We start from the raw sequence: 15179 nt of genomic DNA on the forward strand, positions 1-15179 counted from the left end.
GCACATGTATTTCCATCCACTCTTCCTTGTGTAGCACTCAGGTCTCGCGCAAAAGACCTGACTTTACAAAAAAGTGGCTCAGTTTTACTTTGCGCGAAGTGGCTCATTTTTACTCCGCGCGCAACAAGGCCGAATTTTTGATAGGGGTAAGATTGGTAGCGGATTAGGACTGGTTGACCAGCTTGGACGAAACCTGCTGTGCGGCTAGGAGCGAAGAGATGGACCTCTAATGCATCTGGCGCAAGGGCTCGCGGTAAAGTCGTTGGGATCAAAGTCGCTAGCGCCTGCCCGGCATTAACAACTTGGCCCGGGTGATATGTAATTGTGGTTAGGACCCCGGGTTGGGGAGCGGTGATCAAAGTGGTCTTACGGTTTTGGTTTTCAATTAGTTCTTGCTGAAGGCTCGCTTCACTGCGCACTAGTTGCGCCAGATCGGCGGCGAGTGTTTCTTTCAGCGCCCTGTGTTCTGCTTCAAGCGTAAGGCGGTTAGCCTGCAGCTGCGCTTTCGCTCGCTCCAATCCTGTGATATGCAAGTCGAGATCGATGTGCTCTTCTTGCTTTTGCTGAGTCTGCGCTTGCGAGACATATCCACTGGCTTGCAGCAGCTGGAATTTTTCTACCGTTTGCTGAGCCATGCCAAGCCTCCGTTTGGCTAAACTAATTTCTTGTTCCAAACTTGCCATCTCACTTAGATTATTTCTAAGTCGCTCAGCCAAGGCAGTGCGCTTGTCGTTGTCCTGCGCTCTGCGTGCGCGTCGCTCGGTGTCGAGGGAATGCTGACGGATGATTAGCTGCTGTTCGACTAGACCGGCAATTTCTCCTTGCCTGCCTTGGCGCTCGGTTGAAAGTTCAAACAGGGTCTGCCCCGCATTGACGAATTGGCCTTCTGCTAAAAGGGCATGAGCTAGTAGTCCAGTGTTGGGCGCAATAATGGTTATACTGCCTCCGACTGGCACTGTAATGCCGGATACACGAGCTTTTTTTGTTACGCTGCCCAGTACGATAAAGGCAATCAATCCTGATGCGATCAAGCTGGAGGCACAAGCAACCAGCCAAGCTGATAAAGGTTGGGCTGTTCGTATCGGCCCGAAAAAATGATCGCTTCTTGCCGTTATCGCTTGATTGCGGAACAGCGGCAAGCTTTGCTGGTCGAGCGACTGTGAGCGAATGTTTTCCGGCATAAATATATTCCTGCCATAGCTTTGAATGAAAGCGCTAGTGCTATTCGAAGAGCACGTTTACCCAATGTCAACTATTAGAGACGCGTAAGAAAGGGCAAGCCCTTCAGGGAAGTATTGTTCGGGTGGAAAATCTAATATTGCTAATACGCAAAAAAGTTCTTATTTGAAAATTTTTTGTGCGCTTTTATGCCTGAGAAAACGGATAAGCGAAGGATCAGATTGAAGCTTGGAGTAGATAGAATGGGGCCGTGATCTGTAAATAGATTTCCAGTCGGCGAAAGACGCGCAAGCCTTGACTATCTTGCCGGGGATGCTGCGCACGACCGGAAGCCGGGCTTGGTGCACGCCGTAGTGTTCAATGACGGACTAGCGCGGGCGGAAACCATTGGTGCTTACCGCCATGACCTTGCCATCTGAATGCTGCGTATTCCTCTCACTACGTTGCCTATGACTTGGCAGTGCAGCAAGACCTGCATGTCATATTGCTGCCGAAATAGTGTGACGCGCCGGCACACGTTTGGATGGCGCTGCAAATGACCATCACGGCCAGAGTTGTGAGCAGAACGCTGCTCGGCATCTCGCTTACGCACCGCATGACTGGCGGGCCCAAGGCAAACTTCAGGTGGGCGCGCATAGTGTCTAGCCCAAAATAAAAGACGCCTGCTTCACGCCCCGTTAAAAACGGTGCGATGCAGGCGCCGGGGCTTCCGAAGAAGCGCGGGGCTATTCGTGATAGCGGTCAGTCAGCTTGTTGTGACTCCCTCGGGATTCCTGGACGATTTCAAAAGCGATCAAACCAATCATCGCGCCAAAGATACCGATGGTGAGCAGGGTAAACATGTTGTTTCAACCGCGGTGGCGGCTGCTCCCTAGAGTTGATACAACTAAACTTTAGCAGGCAGCAGTCACTTTTCAAGAGGCAGGCACTCGGCTGTTGCGTAGATAGCGCAATGCTATTTGGTGACCAGGTCTGCCGCCATCACTGCCTTTAAGTACAGGCTGTCTGGATTGCCCGGCTCGCGCTGGGAAAACCACCACGCGCTGCCTTTTTTGATATCCCAGTCGCGGTCTTCACCCGTCATCAACAGGGCCGCCGCCTGGCCCAGCGTGGGCTGGTGGCCCACGATCAGCACGGTTTCCTTCGATGCCGGCCAGTTGGCCGCTTGCAGGATATCGGTGGGGTCGGCATCCGGCGCCAGGTCAGGGTGGATCTTGTATTTGCGGCCCAAACCTTCAGCAGTCTGCACCGTGCGCAGCGCCGGGCTGGACAGGATGCGGCAACTGTCCGGCAGTTGCGAATCCAGCCACTGGCCCATGCGCCGTGCCTGCTTCTGGCCTTTCGTCGTCAGCGCCCGTTCCAGGTCCGGCTGGCCGGGCGCGGCTTCTTCCGCTTCAGCGTGGCGCCATAAGATCAAGTCCATCTTTTTCCCCTTCATCGCGAGCCTCACGGGGTGCCTGCATCCGGTGCGCCCAAAGTTTGCATCAAGTGGGCCTGGGCGCTGTAATGGCCTTGCTTGCCTCGTGCCTTGCGGCGTACATAGTGCCCGGTTGGCTCCAGGTCCCACGCGTTGGTGTTGTCCTTCAGGTAAGGATTCAAGCCTTCCGCAATCACGCGTCGTTTCAGCGAGCGGTCCAGCACGGGGAACGCGACTTCGACGCGGCGGAACAGGTTGCGGCTCATCCAGTCCGCGCTGGCCAGGTACACGTCGTGCGCCAGGTCGTTGCGGAAGTAATAAATCCGGCTGTGTTCCAGGAAGCGGCCAATGATGGAGCGCACTTTGATATTGTCCGACAGGCCCGGCACGCCAGGCTTCAACGTGCATGCGCCGCGGACGATCAAATCAATCTTGACGCCATCCTTGGACGCCGCATACAGCGCGCGGATCACGGATTCATCCACCAGCGCATTCATCTTGCCAATAATGCGGGCCGGGCGGCCTGAACGGGCAATCTTGGCTTCATTGCGGATCGCCTTGATTATCTCATTCTGCAGTGCGAACGGCGCCAGCCACAAATGGGTCAGCTTTTGCGGCTTGGCCAGGCTGGTCAAGTGCATGAATACTTCATTGACGTCGCGTCCCAGGTCCGGGTTGCTGGTCAACAGGCCAAAGTCCGTGTACAGCTTGGTCGTGGTCGGGTGGTAGTTCCCCGTACCCAGGTGGGCGTAATAGCGCAGGCCGCCATCTTCGCGGCGCAGCACCAGCGCGATTTTCGCGTGGGTCTTCAAGCCCACCACGCCATACACGACTTGCGCGCCAGCCTGTTCCAGCTTGTCGGCCCAATTGATATTGGCTTCTTCATCGAAGCGCGCCATCAATTCCACCACCACGGTGACTTCCTTGCCCGCATGGGCCGCCACGATCAGCGACTCCATCAAATCCGAATTCATCCCCGTGCGGTAGACAGTCTGCTTGATGGCCACCACGCTCGGGTCATGGGCGGCGGCGCGGATGAAGTCGATCACGGTCTGGAACGACTGGTACGGGTGGTGCAGCAAGATATCCTGTTCGCGCAGCGTGGCAAACAAGTCAATGTTGGCAGCTTTGGAAGCGGAGCCCGGCAGGTAAGGCGGGAAGCGCAGTTCCGGCATGTGCACGTGGTTGATGATTTCCGTCAGGCGCACCATGTTGACGGGGCCGTCCACGCGGTACAGGCGCGACTGGTCCAGGTTGAACTGGTCCAGCAAGAATTGCGACAACTCAGGCGGGCAATTCTTGGCCACTTCCAGCCGCACGGACGTGCCGAACTGGCGGCCCTGCAATTCGCCTTTCAATGCCTGACGCAAGTTCTTGACTTCATCTTCATCGACCCACAGGTCGGAATCGCGCGTGACCCGGAATTGCGAATACGCGATCACGTCGCGGCCGGCAAACAAGTCGGAAATGTGCGCGTGGATGATGGATGACAGCAGGCAGAACGACACGCCGCCTTCGTCGTTTAATTCATCGGGCAGCCGGACCACGCGCGGCAGCACGCGGGGCGCCTTCACTATGGCAATTGCCGTGCCGCGGCCAAACGCATCCTTGCCGCTTAATTGCACGATGAAATTCAAGCTCTTGTTGACGACTTGCGGGAAAGGGTGGGCCGGGTCGAGCGCGATCGGCGTGAGGAGGGGGCGGACTTCGCGTTCAAAATAATCTTTGACCCATGCGCGCTGCTTTTCATTGCGCTGCGTGTGGCGCAGGATGTGGACGCCTGCTGCCTGTAACTGCGGTAATACTTCTGCATTCAAGATGTCATATTGCTGTTTCACCAGCTCATGGCACTCGTCACAAATCCGTTTCAAGTTCGCTGCCAGCGCCGGATGTTCATCCAGCGTGCCATCCACGCTGGCTGCCGCCAGCAAGCTGGCCACGCGGACTTCAAAGAATTCGTCGAGGTTGCTGCTGACGATACATAAGTAGCGCAAGCGTTCGAGCAGGGGAATGGTCGGGTCTTCGGCCTGGGCCATCACGCGGCGGTTGAACGCCAGTTGTGACAGCTCGCGGTCCAGGAAGATCCCGTGCTTGTTGGTTTCCGCACGCAGATCAGGCTTCATCAGGTTTTGCTCCGAGAAACTCTGCCCTTCAGGGCGGAGAGTGAAACGAGCTGGCGGCACAGCCGCCGAACTATCTTTCGGTTAAATGGGGAACAAATTCCACCCCGCTTTGTCAAAGGGGGATGAACTTGGTCTTTCGATACCGCGTCAAATCCCAGACCGGCCTGCTCAATCAGCAGGCCCGGAAGGTGAATTTCGTCTGGAATTTCTGCAATGACAGGCAGAAGGATGCGTTGCGCTTTAATCGCCGCTGGCACACCGGATTTGACTTGATCAATCTGGCCACCGGGTGCAGCAAGGAACTTGGGCTGCATTCCGGCACGATTAACGACGTCTGCCAGCAATACGCCAAGTCGCGCAAACAATCCAACCGGCCCTACCTGCGTTACCGTGGCTGCAAATCGCTGGGCTGGGTGCCCCTGAAGGGGCGTGAACTGAAGCGCGAAGGAAATGCGTTTCGCTTCGCAGGCAATACATTCCGCGTGTTTTACTCTCGCCCTCTGCCGGAAGGCAAAATTGTCGACGGCACCAACTTTTCCCGTGACCGCCGAGGCAATTGGTTCCTGAACATTGTGCTTGAGTTGGCGGCGCCGCCAACCAGAGCGCCCATGCAGCGGGTTGGCATCGATCTGGGGTTGCAAGACTTGGCCAAGCTGACTTCCGGCGAATCGATACCTGCCCCCAACTTTTACCGAGAAGCAGAACTGGCGCTGGCCATTGCCCAGCGCGCCCACAAGAAGCGGCGCGTTCAAGCCATCCATGCCAGGACAGCGAATCGCCGGCATGACTTTCTTCACAAATTGTCCACCCGCCTGGTGCGCGAGTTCGACCACATCGTGGTCGGCAACGTGAACGCGGCGGGCCTCGCCAAAACCAGTATGGCGAAGTCGGTATTGGACGCGGGCTGGTCGACACTTCGTACTCAACTGGCGTACAAGGCTGTTAAGCATGGCGCCATCTTTGAAGAAGTGGGCGAACGATTCACCACCCAGATCTGCTCGAATTGCGGCTCCAAGCCCGAAACGAGGCCGAAAGGTATCGCAGACCTTGGAATAAGAGAATGGCAGTGTAGTGATTGCGGTGCCGTACATGATCGTGATCTCAATGCTGCGATAAACATTCTCCGTCGCGGACGTGCGACGCCGGTAGCAGGAATCTCCGTCCTTTAGGGCGGAGAGGACGTCAAGGTGGTCACGCATTCTTTACAGATAATTAATTCTATCCCCGATTCTAGTCCGATCGAAGGGTTGCCGTAGCTTAATTGTCAATTGTGACGACTTCATGACAAAACCATGACTTCCGTGACATATGACATGTCATAAATCGTATGACAGTGAGTGGGAAAAGGGCGGTTTTCACTCTGGGGACGGGGTAAGTCATTTAATTTTAGTCATGTCATAAAGGTGTCATATTCGGCCGATAGACTGCGCAGCATCTAAACCACGTCACAACCCTCAAAGGACTAGATATGCGCATGAAACAGTTGTTCACCTCCCTGGTCGTAGGCGCTTCGGCTGCCGTGGCTTTCTCCACTGCAACCGCCGCCGACATGACCGGCGCAGGCGCAACGTTCCCTTATCCGATCTACGCAAAGTGGGCGGAAGCGTACAAGGCGGCAACCGGCAATGGCTTGAACTACCAGTCCGTTGGTTCTTCCGCCGGCATCAAACAAATCAAAGCCAAGACCGTTGACTTCGGCGCAACGGACAGCCCGCTGAAAGGCGAAGATCTGGAAGCGGAAGGCTTGACGCAATTCCCGGCCATCATGGGCGGCGTCGTCACCGTGGTGAACCTGGACGGCGTGGCGCCAGGCGCACTGAAACTGACCGGCCCGGTGATCGCTGACATTTACCTGGGCAAGATCACCAAGTGGAATGCGCCGGAAATCGCGGCGCTGAACGGCGGCCTGAAGCTGCCGGCGGAAGAAATCACGGTGGTGCACCGTGCCGACGGTTCCGGCACGTCGTTCCTGTTCACCGATTACCTGTCGAAAACGTCTGCCGATTTTAAAACCAAGGTCGGCGCAGGTACCGCAGTGAAGTGGGTGGTGGGCGTGGGCGGCAAAGGCAACGAAGGCGTAGCTGCCAACGTGCAGCGTATCAAAGGTGCGATCGGCTACGTGGAATGGGCGTACGCCAAGAAAAACAAGATGGCGCATACCGCCTTGAAAAACAAGGATGGCCAGTTCGTCCAGCCGGATGATGACAACTTCAAGGCCGCGGCGGTGAACGCCGACTGGGCCAAGACCCCGGGCTTCGGCGTCGTGCTGACCGACCAGCCAGGCAAAGCTTCGTGGCCAATCACCGGCGTATCGTTCATCCTGATGCACAAAACCCAGGCTGACGCGGCCAAAGGCAAGGAAGTCGTGAAGTTCTTCGACTGGGCCTACAAAAACGGTGGCGCCGCCGCTGCGGACCTGGACTACGTGCCGATGCCGGCCAACGTGGTGAAACTGGTGCAGGAATCGTGGAAAGCCAACCTGAAAGACGCGTCGGGCAAGGCGATCTACTAATCAAAAATGGTGGATTACGCGCGTTGCGCTAATCCACCCTACGGCAAGCGATGCGTGCTGTAGGGCGGATTAGCGGCAACGCCGCGTAATCCGCCAAGCCAGCCCACGGTTTCTGAGGCTACCCAGGGCTGCTGCGATGAATACGCGGCGGCAGTCCCGGCCAGCCCCATAACGATAAGAAATCCACCATGAGCGCAGAACTCTCCTCAGCGACCATTCCACCCATGTCGGAATCCTCGAACAGCACCGTGTCGCCCCAGGCCATGATGTCCATCATGCGCAAGCAGCGCATGCAGGACGCCATCTTCCACAAGATCACGATGGCATTTGCCGTTTCCGTCTTGCTGGTCCTGGTCGGCATCATCATCTCCCTGGTGCTGGGCGCGATTCCAGCCCTGAAACACTTCGGTCCCGGCTTCATCACCACCATCGAGTGGGATCCCGTCAACGACCAGTTTGGCGCATTGATTGCCATTGTCGGCACGCTGGCGACGGCAGGTATCGCGCTGCTGATCGCGTTCCCCGTCAGCTTCGGCATCGCCCTGTTTTTGACGGAAATTTGCCCGGTCTGGCTGCGCCGCCCGCTGGGTACGGCGATTGAATTGCTGGCCGGCGTGCCATCGATTATTTACGGCATGTGGGGCTTGTTCGTGTTTGCGCCGCTGTTTGCCGACTATGTGCAGCCGGCGCTGAAAGCCACCTTGGGCCAGGTGCCGTTCATTGGCGCACTGTTCAGCGGCCCGGCCATGGGCATCGGCATCCTGACTGCCGGCGTGATCTTGTCTGTCATGATCATCCCGTTCATTTCGTCCGTCATGCGCGACGTGTTTGAAATCGTACCGGCCGTGCTGAAAGAATCCGCCTATGGCCTGGGCTGCACGCGCTGGGAAGTGGTGCGCAAGGTCGTGCTGCCGTACACGAAGAATGGCGTGGTCGGCGGCGTCATGCTGGGACTGGGCCGCGCGCTGGGTGAAACCATGGCCGTCACGTTCGTCATCGGTAACGCGAACAAGCTGTCGTGGTCGCTGTTCGCTGCCGGTAACAGTATCGCTTCCGTGCTGGCCAATGAATTCGCGGAAGCGGAATCCCCGCTGCACGTATCGTCGCTGTACGCGCTGGCGCTGATCCTGTTCATCATCACGCTGATCGTCCTGTCGTCCGCCAAGCTGATGTTGCTGGGCATGTCCCGCAAAGAAGGTGTCAAATAATGAATACTGTCATGAATCCTGTGTACCGCAAGCGCCTGCTGGCGCACCGTGCCGGCATCGCGCTGTCCGTGATGGCCATGTCGGCCGGCCTGATTTTCCTGCTGTGGATCCTGGCCACTTTGCTGATCAACGGTTTTTCCGCGCTGTCCATCAATATGTTCACGCAAACCACGCCGGCGCCAGGCAGCGAAGGCGGCGGCTTGTGGAATGCGATTGCCGGCAGCCTGATGATGGTGGTGCTATCCACCGTGATTTCCACGCCGGTCGGCATCCTGGCCGGCATCTACCTGGCCGAATATGGCGAGCAAAGCAAGCTGGCGCAACTGACCCGCTTCGTCACCGACATCATGCTGTCGGCGCCATCGATCGTCATCGGCCTGTTCGTGTACGCGCTGTACGTGGCCAACGTCAAGCACTTCTCGGGTTATGCAGGTTCCGTGGCGCTGTCGCTGATTGCCGTGCCAGTCGTGGTCCGCACCACCGACAATATGCTGAAACTGGTGCCGAACGGCTTGCTGGAAGCTGCTTACGCATTGGGCGCGCCACGCTGGAAAGTATCGATGACGGTGCGCCTGCGCGCTGTCAAAGCCGGTGTGATCACGGGCGTGTTGCTGGCCGTGGCCCGCATCTCCGGCGAAACCGCGCCGCTGCTGTTCACGGCGCTGAACAACCAATTCTTCAATGCCGACATGAACAAGCCGATGGCCAACTTGCCCTACGTGATCTACCAGTTTGCCATGAGCCCGTACGACAACTGGCGCTCGCTGGCGTGGGGCGGTGCACTGCTGGTGACCTTCAGCGTGCTGGGCCTGAACATCTTGTCGCGCACCCTGTTTGCCCAAAAGGCGCCTAAATAATTATGACTACTCAAATGACTGCCAAGCGTAAAACCATCGAGATTTCGGGCCTGAATTTCTTTTACGGTAAAACCCAAAGCCTGCACAACGTCAACCTCGACATCCATGAAAAACAGGTGACGGCGTTCATTGGCCCGTCGGGCTGCGGCAAATCGACGTTGCTGCGCACGTTGAACCGCATGTATGACCTGTATCCCGGCCAGCGTGCGGAAGGCGCCATCATGTACCGCGGCACCAACATCCTGGAGCCGGGCCAGGACGTCAACATGCTGCGCGCGAAAGTCGGCATGGTATTCCAGAAGCCCACGCCGTTTCCGATGTCGATCTACGACAACATCGCGTTTGGTGTGCGTCTGTATGAAGACTTGTCGAAAGGCGAGATGGATGAGCGCGTGGAGTGGGCGCTGAAAAAAGCCGCGCTGTGGACCGAAGTGAAAGACAAACTGAACAAGAGCGGCCTGTCGCTGTCGGGTGGCCAGCAACAGCGCCTGTGCATCGCACGCGGCGTGGCCGTGAAACCGGATGTGCTGCTGCTCGATGAACCGACGTCCGCGCTGGACCCGATTTCCACGTCGAAAGTCGAAGAATTGATCAGCGAACTGAAACAGGATTACACGATCGCCATCGTGACCCACAACATGCAGCAGGCGGCGCGCTGTTCGGACTATACGGCGTACATGTACCTGGGCGAATTGGTGGAGTTCGGCGAGACGGACCAGATCTTCATGAACCCCACGCGTAAAGAAACGCAAGACTACATCACCGGCCGTTTCGGCTAAAAAAGAGAGAACAACATGATGGGCGAACATTCTTCCAAGAAATACGACGAGGAACTGGAGGCAATCCGTTCCAAAGTGCTGCTGATGGGCGGTATTGTGGAAACCCAGTTCCTCGATGCGATGACGTGCTTCCGCATCGGCAACCTGGAGCGCGCCGAGCGAGTCATGCGTGAAGACGATACCGTCAACCAGCTGGAAGTGCAGCTCGATGACGCGTGCAGCCACCTGATCGTGCGCCGCCAGCCGACCGCCAACGATTTGCGCACGGTGATGGCGACGATTAAAGTGATTACTGACCTGGAGCGCATTGGCGACGAAGCCACCAAGATCGCCCGCGTGGCGAAAGCATTGCATACGCGCGGCGCGGCCGGCATCAACCACTATGAAATGGTGCGTGGCATTGCCAATGCCACCAGCGACATGCTGCACGATGCGCTCGATGCGTTTGCCCGCAGCGACCAGCAGCAGGCATTGCAGCTGATTGCCCAGGATGCCGTGATTGACCACGAATTCCGTTCCATCATGCGAAACTTAATTACGTTTATGATGGAGGATCCGCGTACAATCTCGGCCGCGCTCGATACGCTGTGGGTGGCCAAAGCCATCGAGCGCATCGGCGACCATGCAAAGAATATTGCGGAATACGTGATTTACGTGGTGGAAGGCAAAGATATCCGCCACACGCGTCCGGCGCCACAAGTGCAGGACGACGCTTAAAAACTGATTTGACAGAGCAATGGCATCCGATAAAACGACTGTATTGATTGTGGAAGATGAACCGGCGATCATCGAGCTGGTCACTTTTTCCCTGCGCGACGCAGGGTGGAATGTCTGTTCCGTATCCACCGTCCAAGATGCGTGGGACTTCATCACCAAGCGCACGCCGCAGCTGATGCTGCTGGACTGGATGCTGCCGGACCAGTCGGGTTTGCGCCTGCTGTCGCGCATCCGTTCCGACCGCCAGTTCCAGGATATCCCGATCATCATGCTGACGGCGAAAAGCATGGAAGAAGACAAGTTGTCGGGTTTGAACAGTGGCGCGGACGATTACATTACGAAGCCGTTTTCGCCCCGTGAATTGCTGGCCCGCTCGAAAGCGCTGTTGCGCCGCAAGAGCCCGGAGCATGCGCAAAACCAGATGTCGGCCGGCGTGGTGACCTTGGACCCGGTGAGCTGCACGGTATCGATGAATAACCAGAAAATCGATATCGGCCACGCGGAATACAAATTGCTGAAGTTCTTCATGGCGCATCCGGAGCGCGTGTTTTCCCGCTCGCAGCTGCTCGACAAGGTGTGGGGCGACCACGTGGTGATTGAGGAGCGCACAGTGGATGTACATGTGCTGCGCCTGCGCAAGGCATTGAAAGAGGCGGAACACTTGATCAAGACGGTGCGCAGCGTCGGCTACATGCTGTCCGAGAAGGCATAACCCGCATGAACCCGCATTTGGTGTTCTGGGTGCCGGTCGCCATCCGCATGGCGGCCATGGCGGTGGGGGGCGGGGTGCTGTGGTGGATGTTCGGCATGGTGCCGGCGCTGGTGGTGTCGCTGCTGGCGTTGGCCACCATCGTGTTTGTCCAGCTGCGCTACCTGTCGCAACTGTCGTTCTGGATGGATGACCCGCAAAGCGGCCGCTTGCCCGATGGCTGGGGCGAATGGACCACGGTGTTTTCGCGCCTGTACCGCATGCGCCGCGATGACGAGAAAAACCAGAAGGAATTGACGGAGTGGCTGGCCCGCTTCCGGCAGGCCATGCACTTGCTGCCGGACGGCGTCGTCATCATGGACGACGTGCTGTTCCTCGAATGGTGCAATCCTGCCGCGGAAGCCCATTTGGGCTTGCGCCATGACCGCGACAAGGGCATGCGTGTGACGAACTTGATCCGCAGCCCGGAATTCATGGATTACATCATCCTGGGCCGCTATGACCAGCCGCTGACGCTGACGTTCCGCGAGCGCAAGCTGATCGTGCACATCATCCCATTTGAAAACCGCCGCCAGATTCTCGTGACGCACGATGTGACGGAAACCGAGCGCAATGAAATGATGCGGCGCGACTTTATTGCCAATGCGTCGCATGAATTGCGTACGCCGCTGACGGTGATTGTCGGCTTCCTGGAAATCGCACTGTCGGAAGAACTCGATCCTGCTACCCGGCTCGCGCATTTGAAATTGATGATGGAGCAGGGGCAGCGCATGCAGCATTTGATTGAAGATATGCTGACGCTGTCGCGGCTGGAATCGGTCGATCATCCGCTGCGTTCCGAGCGGGTCGATGTGAAGAAATTGCTGGACCGCGTACTGTCCGATGCGCGGGCGCTGTCGGCAGGCAAGCATACGATTTCGCTGGAAGTCAACGGGCCGGATATCAGCGGCAGTCCCGATGAATTGCACAGCGCCTTTGGCAACCTGGCGTCGAATGCCGTGCGGTATACGCCGGCCGGGGGCGAGATCCGCTTGAAGTGGCAGAGGTCGTCGCGGGGCGCGCAATTCGTCGTCGAAGATACGGGGATCGGCATCAGTCCCGAACATATTTCGCGGCTGACGGAGCGCTTCTACCGGGTCGACAAGAGCCGGTCGCGCGAGACACAGGGCACGGGGCTGGGACTGGCCATCGTCAAGCACGTGCTGCTGCGGCATGGGGGCAATTTGTCGATTACGTCGGAAGCGGGGAAGGGCAGCAGTTTTACAGTGAGCTTGCCGGGCGCTTGATTGCAACTATATGTAAATCAATATACCCGGTATACGGGCGTTCTGAGGGGTTCTAACCGGTTTGCTGTAAGGCATTTTTAAGCCACCGCTGTCCTATTGCGCTACAATCTCGCGGCTCAACCCCGCGATGATTGTCATATGTCCCTGAAACACAAGTTGATTGCCGCCCTGGCTGCTTTGGCGCTGGGCGGTTGTGCCACTACTGTCCCGCACACGCCGCCAACCGCGGCGATGGCGGGCAACGGCACGCCGGCTGTCACCACACCGGTCGCCAACCCTGCCACTCCCAATGCCACGCCGGCCGACCCGGGTGCGCCCGTTGCGGCCGCGCCGGCGCCACGCAAGATCAAGATCGGCCTCGCGCTCGGTGGCGGCGCCGCGCGGGGCTTTGCCCACATCGGCGTCATCAAGGCGCTGGAAGCGCAAGGCATTACGCCGGATATCGTGGTCGGCACGTCAGCCGGCAGCGTCGTGGGGGCGCTCTATGCGGCCGGCCACTCGGCCGCCACGCTGCAAAAAATGGCGTACGACATGGATGAGGCGGCGATTTCCGACTGGGCCATGCCGCTGTTCGGCAAATCGTCCGGCGTGCTGAAAGGCGAAGCGCTGCAAACCTATGTCAACAAGACGGTGAATTTCCGTCCCATTGAAAAACTCAAGATTCCTTTCGGCGCCGTGGCCACGGATTTGAAAAACGGCCAGCCGATCCTGTTCCAGCGCGGTAATACGGGCATGGCGGTACGCGCCAGTTCGTCCGTACCGGGCGTGTTCCAGCCGGTGGTCATCGGCAGCCATACGTATGTTGATGGCGGCCTGGTGGCGCCCGTGCCAGTGAAATTCACCCGCGAAATGGGCGCTGATTTCATTATTGCCGTGAATATTTCCACGCAGACGGAAGCGCAGGCCGCCATCAGTTCGCTGGAAGTCATCATGCAGACGTTTGCCATCATGGGCCAGCGCATCAACCAATATGAATTGAAAGAAGCCGACATCGTGATCCAGCCGCCGCTGGGCAAGATGGCCGGCAATGATTTCGGTAACCGCAGCAAGGCCATCCAGGCCGGTGAGCGCGCCACCAATGCGGTGATGGCGCAAATTAAACAAAAGCTCAAAGCACTTCGCGAGCAGTAAGCCTGCTCTGCGCAAGTTTGCGGCACCTGCAGGGGCAGTTGCCGTCCGCATTCAACCAATACTACGCACAGGAAACTGCCATGCAAACCAAACCCATGCTGACCCTCGAAGATGTGAAGAAAATCGCTGCCGCCGCGGAAGCGGAAGCAGTCGCCAATAAGTGGGCGGTCGCATTCTCCATCGTGGATGACGGCGGCCACCCGCTGTGGTTCCAGCGCCTCGACGGCGCCGCGCCAATGTCGTCGGTGATTGCGCCTGCCAAGGCCCGTACGGCCGCCATCGGCCGCCGCGAATCGCGCATCTACGAAGAGATGATCAACAATGGCCGCACGTCGTTCCTGTCGGCGCCGGGCGTGGAAGGCATGCTGGAAGGCGGCGTGCCGATCATCGTGGATGGCCATGTGGTGGGGGCGGTGGGCGTGTCGGGCGTGAAGTCGAACGAAGATGCGCAAATTGCCAAGGCTGGTATTGCCGCCCTCGGTTGATTGCAACTTGCTATGGCCGAGGCCGTAGCTTTTCTACTAGAATGGGTGCATGAGGTTCCTCACTGCACTCGTCATAGCCTGCCAGTTGCCCGTGTCCGCCTACGCGGACGAACTGCGGCTGGCCGTCATTGCCAATAACGCCACGCACGAAGGCTTGTGGTCCGTGGTGGAAGAGGCGGCCCGGCGCGCCGGGCTCACCGTGTCAGCCCATGCCATGCCCGCCGAACGGGGCATGCTGCAAGCCAGCCAGTATGATCTCGATGGCGCCGCCGGGCGCACCACGGTGATGGCGCAAGGTTATCCAGCGCTGGTCCGCGTGGATGAACCCGTCTATCAATATGCTCCTACTGCGTACACTTACCGGCGTTTCGACGTGACGGCGGGCTGGCAAGCGCTGGCCGGCCATACCGTGTGTATCCGGCGCGGCTTGAAATTGACGGAAGAGCGTACCCGGGGCCTGCCGCGACAGGAATTGCGCGACGAATCGTCGATGCTGCGCATGCTGCGCGCCGGCGGCTGCGATGTGGCCGTAATGGACCGCCATAACGCGGTGGCGAAAGCAGCGATGGCAGCCGATGCCCGTTTGCTGCAATTGCAGCCGCCACTGGAGCGCATCCCCTTATATCTTTACTTGAATGACCACCATGCGCATCAGGCGCCGCGCCTGGCTGAAGCGCTGCGCAAGATGCGTGCGGACGGCGCCATGCAGCGCCTCGGCTCCGAGTGAAGATACATGACAAACGTGTGACGGTGGCTTGCCGGAAAGCAGGGTTTGG

The 15179-nt window shown here is 58.2% G+C and carries 14 protein-coding genes; 11 read left to right on the plus strand and 3 right to left on the minus strand.

The window, feature by feature from the left end; translation table 11 throughout:
- The 3 genes from GM668_RS20625 to ppk1 all read right to left on the minus strand — a co-directional run.
- Positions 1–1181: HlyD family secretion protein (locus tag GM668_RS20625; RefSeq protein ID WP_155440847.1), on the minus strand; the 1181-nt coding region annotated here is incomplete at its 3' end.
- Between the two features lie 953 nt (positions 1182–2134).
- Positions 2135–2602, minus strand: coding sequence for a phosphohistidine phosphatase SixA (sixA, locus tag GM668_RS20630; RefSeq protein WP_155440848.1), 468 nt, complete (start codon positions 2600–2602; stop codon positions 2135–2137).
- A gap of 23 nt (positions 2603–2625) precedes the next feature.
- On the minus strand, positions 2626–4719 hold the full coding sequence (gene ppk1 / locus GM668_RS20635; RefSeq protein ID WP_155440849.1) for a polyphosphate kinase 1: 2094 nt from the start codon (positions 4717–4719) through the stop codon (positions 2626–2628).
- Positions 4720–4841: 122 nt separating this feature from the next.
- Here ppk1 and GM668_RS20640 point away from each other — a divergent pair, with 122 nt between their 5' ends.
- From GM668_RS20640 to GM668_RS20690, 11 genes are all read left to right on the plus strand, one after another.
- Positions 4842–5888 (plus strand): RNA-guided endonuclease InsQ/TnpB family protein, encoded by a 1047-nt coding sequence (locus GM668_RS20640; RefSeq protein ID WP_155440850.1) that lies wholly within the window; start codon positions 4842–4844, stop codon positions 5886–5888.
- 305 nt (positions 5889–6193) lie between these two features.
- Entirely contained in the window at positions 6194–7231 is a 1038-nt protein-coding gene (pstS, locus tag GM668_RS20645) for a phosphate ABC transporter substrate-binding protein PstS (RefSeq protein ID WP_371868743.1), read from the plus strand.
- A gap of 224 nt (positions 7232–7455) precedes the next feature.
- Positions 7456–8439: a phosphate ABC transporter permease subunit PstC gene (gene pstC, locus GM668_RS20650; RefSeq protein WP_229499636.1), complete on the plus strand. Its 984-nt coding sequence runs from the start codon at positions 7456–7458 to the stop codon at positions 8437–8439.
- Complete coding sequence (gene pstA, locus GM668_RS20655; RefSeq protein WP_155440853.1) at positions 8439–9296, plus strand: phosphate ABC transporter permease PstA; 858 nt, start codon at positions 8439–8441, stop codon at positions 9294–9296. The genes pstC and pstA overlap by 1 nt, the downstream gene beginning before the upstream one ends.
- 2 nt (positions 9297–9298) lie before the next feature.
- Entirely contained in the window at positions 9299–10075 is a 777-nt protein-coding gene (gene pstB / locus GM668_RS20660; protein ID WP_155440854.1) for a phosphate ABC transporter ATP-binding protein PstB, read from the plus strand.
- 15 nt (positions 10076–10090) lie between these two features.
- A complete protein-coding gene (phoU, locus tag GM668_RS20665; RefSeq protein ID WP_155440855.1) occupies positions 10091–10792 on the plus strand; it encodes a phosphate signaling complex protein PhoU in 702 nt (233 codons plus the stop codon).
- Positions 10793–10811: 19 nt separating this feature from the next.
- Positions 10812–11504 (plus strand): phosphate regulon transcriptional regulator PhoB, encoded by a 693-nt coding sequence (gene phoB / locus GM668_RS20670; RefSeq protein WP_155440856.1) that lies wholly within the window; start codon positions 10812–10814, stop codon positions 11502–11504.
- Positions 11505–11509: 5 nt separating this feature from the next.
- Positions 11510–12787 carry a phosphate regulon sensor histidine kinase PhoR gene (gene phoR / locus GM668_RS20675; RefSeq protein ID WP_155440857.1) on the plus strand — a complete coding sequence of 426 codons (1278 nt, stop codon included), beginning with the start codon at positions 11510–11512 and terminating at the stop codon, positions 12785–12787.
- Between the two features lie 138 nt (positions 12788–12925).
- Positions 12926–13918, plus strand: coding sequence for a patatin-like phospholipase family protein (locus GM668_RS20680; protein ID WP_155440858.1), 993 nt, complete (start codon positions 12926–12928; stop codon positions 13916–13918).
- An 80-nt stretch (positions 13919–13998) separates the two neighbouring features.
- Positions 13999–14403 (plus strand): GlcG/HbpS family heme-binding protein, encoded by a 405-nt coding sequence (locus GM668_RS20685; RefSeq protein ID WP_155440859.1) that lies wholly within the window; start codon positions 13999–14001, stop codon positions 14401–14403.
- 49 nt (positions 14404–14452) lie between these two features.
- Positions 14453–15130 (plus strand): substrate-binding periplasmic protein, encoded by a 678-nt coding sequence (locus tag GM668_RS20690; protein WP_155440860.1) that lies wholly within the window; start codon positions 14453–14455, stop codon positions 15128–15130.
- The last annotated feature ends 49 nt before the right edge of the window (positions 15131–15179 follow it).

It is taken from the genome of Pseudoduganella ginsengisoli, from assembly GCF_009720865.1.
Taxonomy (GTDB): domain Bacteria; phylum Pseudomonadota; class Gammaproteobacteria; order Burkholderiales; family Burkholderiaceae_D; genus Rugamonas; species Rugamonas ginsengisoli.

Excerpts from the sequence above, each read along its gene's own strand:
- GM668_RS20680 (WP_155440858.1), top strand. The coding sequence starts at position 12,926 with ATGTCCCTGAAACACAAGTTGATTGCCGCCCTGGCTGCTTTGGCGCTG.
- phoU (WP_155440855.1), top strand. The coding sequence starts at position 10,091 with ATGATGGGCGAACATTCTTCCAAGAAATACGACGAGGAACTGGAGGCA.
- pstS (WP_371868743.1), top strand. The coding sequence starts at position 6,194 with ATGAAACAGTTGTTCACCTCCCTGGTCGTAGGCGCTTCGGCTGCCGTG.
- pstA (WP_155440853.1), top strand. The coding sequence starts at position 8,439 with ATGAATACTGTCATGAATCCTGTGTACCGCAAGCGCCTGCTGGCGCAC.
- pstC (WP_229499636.1), top strand. The coding sequence starts at position 7,456 with ATGTCGGAATCCTCGAACAGCACCGTGTCGCCCCAGGCCATGATGTCC.
- GM668_RS20685 (WP_155440859.1), top strand. The coding sequence starts at position 13,999 with ATGCAAACCAAACCCATGCTGACCCTCGAAGATGTGAAGAAAATCGCT.
- pstB (WP_155440854.1), top strand. The coding sequence starts at position 9,299 with ATGACTACTCAAATGACTGCCAAGCGTAAAACCATCGAGATTTCGGGC.
- phoB (WP_155440856.1), top strand. The coding sequence starts at position 10,812 with ATGGCATCCGATAAAACGACTGTATTGATTGTGGAAGATGAACCGGCG.
- GM668_RS20690 (WP_155440860.1), top strand. The coding sequence starts at position 14,453 with ATGAGGTTCCTCACTGCACTCGTCATAGCCTGCCAGTTGCCCGTGTCC.
- GM668_RS20640 (WP_155440850.1), top strand. The coding sequence starts at position 4,842 with ATGAACTTGGTCTTTCGATACCGCGTCAAATCCCAGACCGGCCTGCTC.
- phoR (WP_155440857.1), top strand. The coding sequence starts at position 11,510 with ATGAACCCGCATTTGGTGTTCTGGGTGCCGGTCGCCATCCGCATGGCG.
- ppk1 (WP_155440849.1), bottom strand. The coding sequence starts at position 4,719 with ATGAAGCCTGATCTGCGTGCGGAAACCAACAAGCACGGGATCTTCCTG.
- sixA (WP_155440848.1), bottom strand. The coding sequence starts at position 2,602 with ATGGACTTGATCTTATGGCGCCACGCTGAAGCGGAAGAAGCCGCGCCC.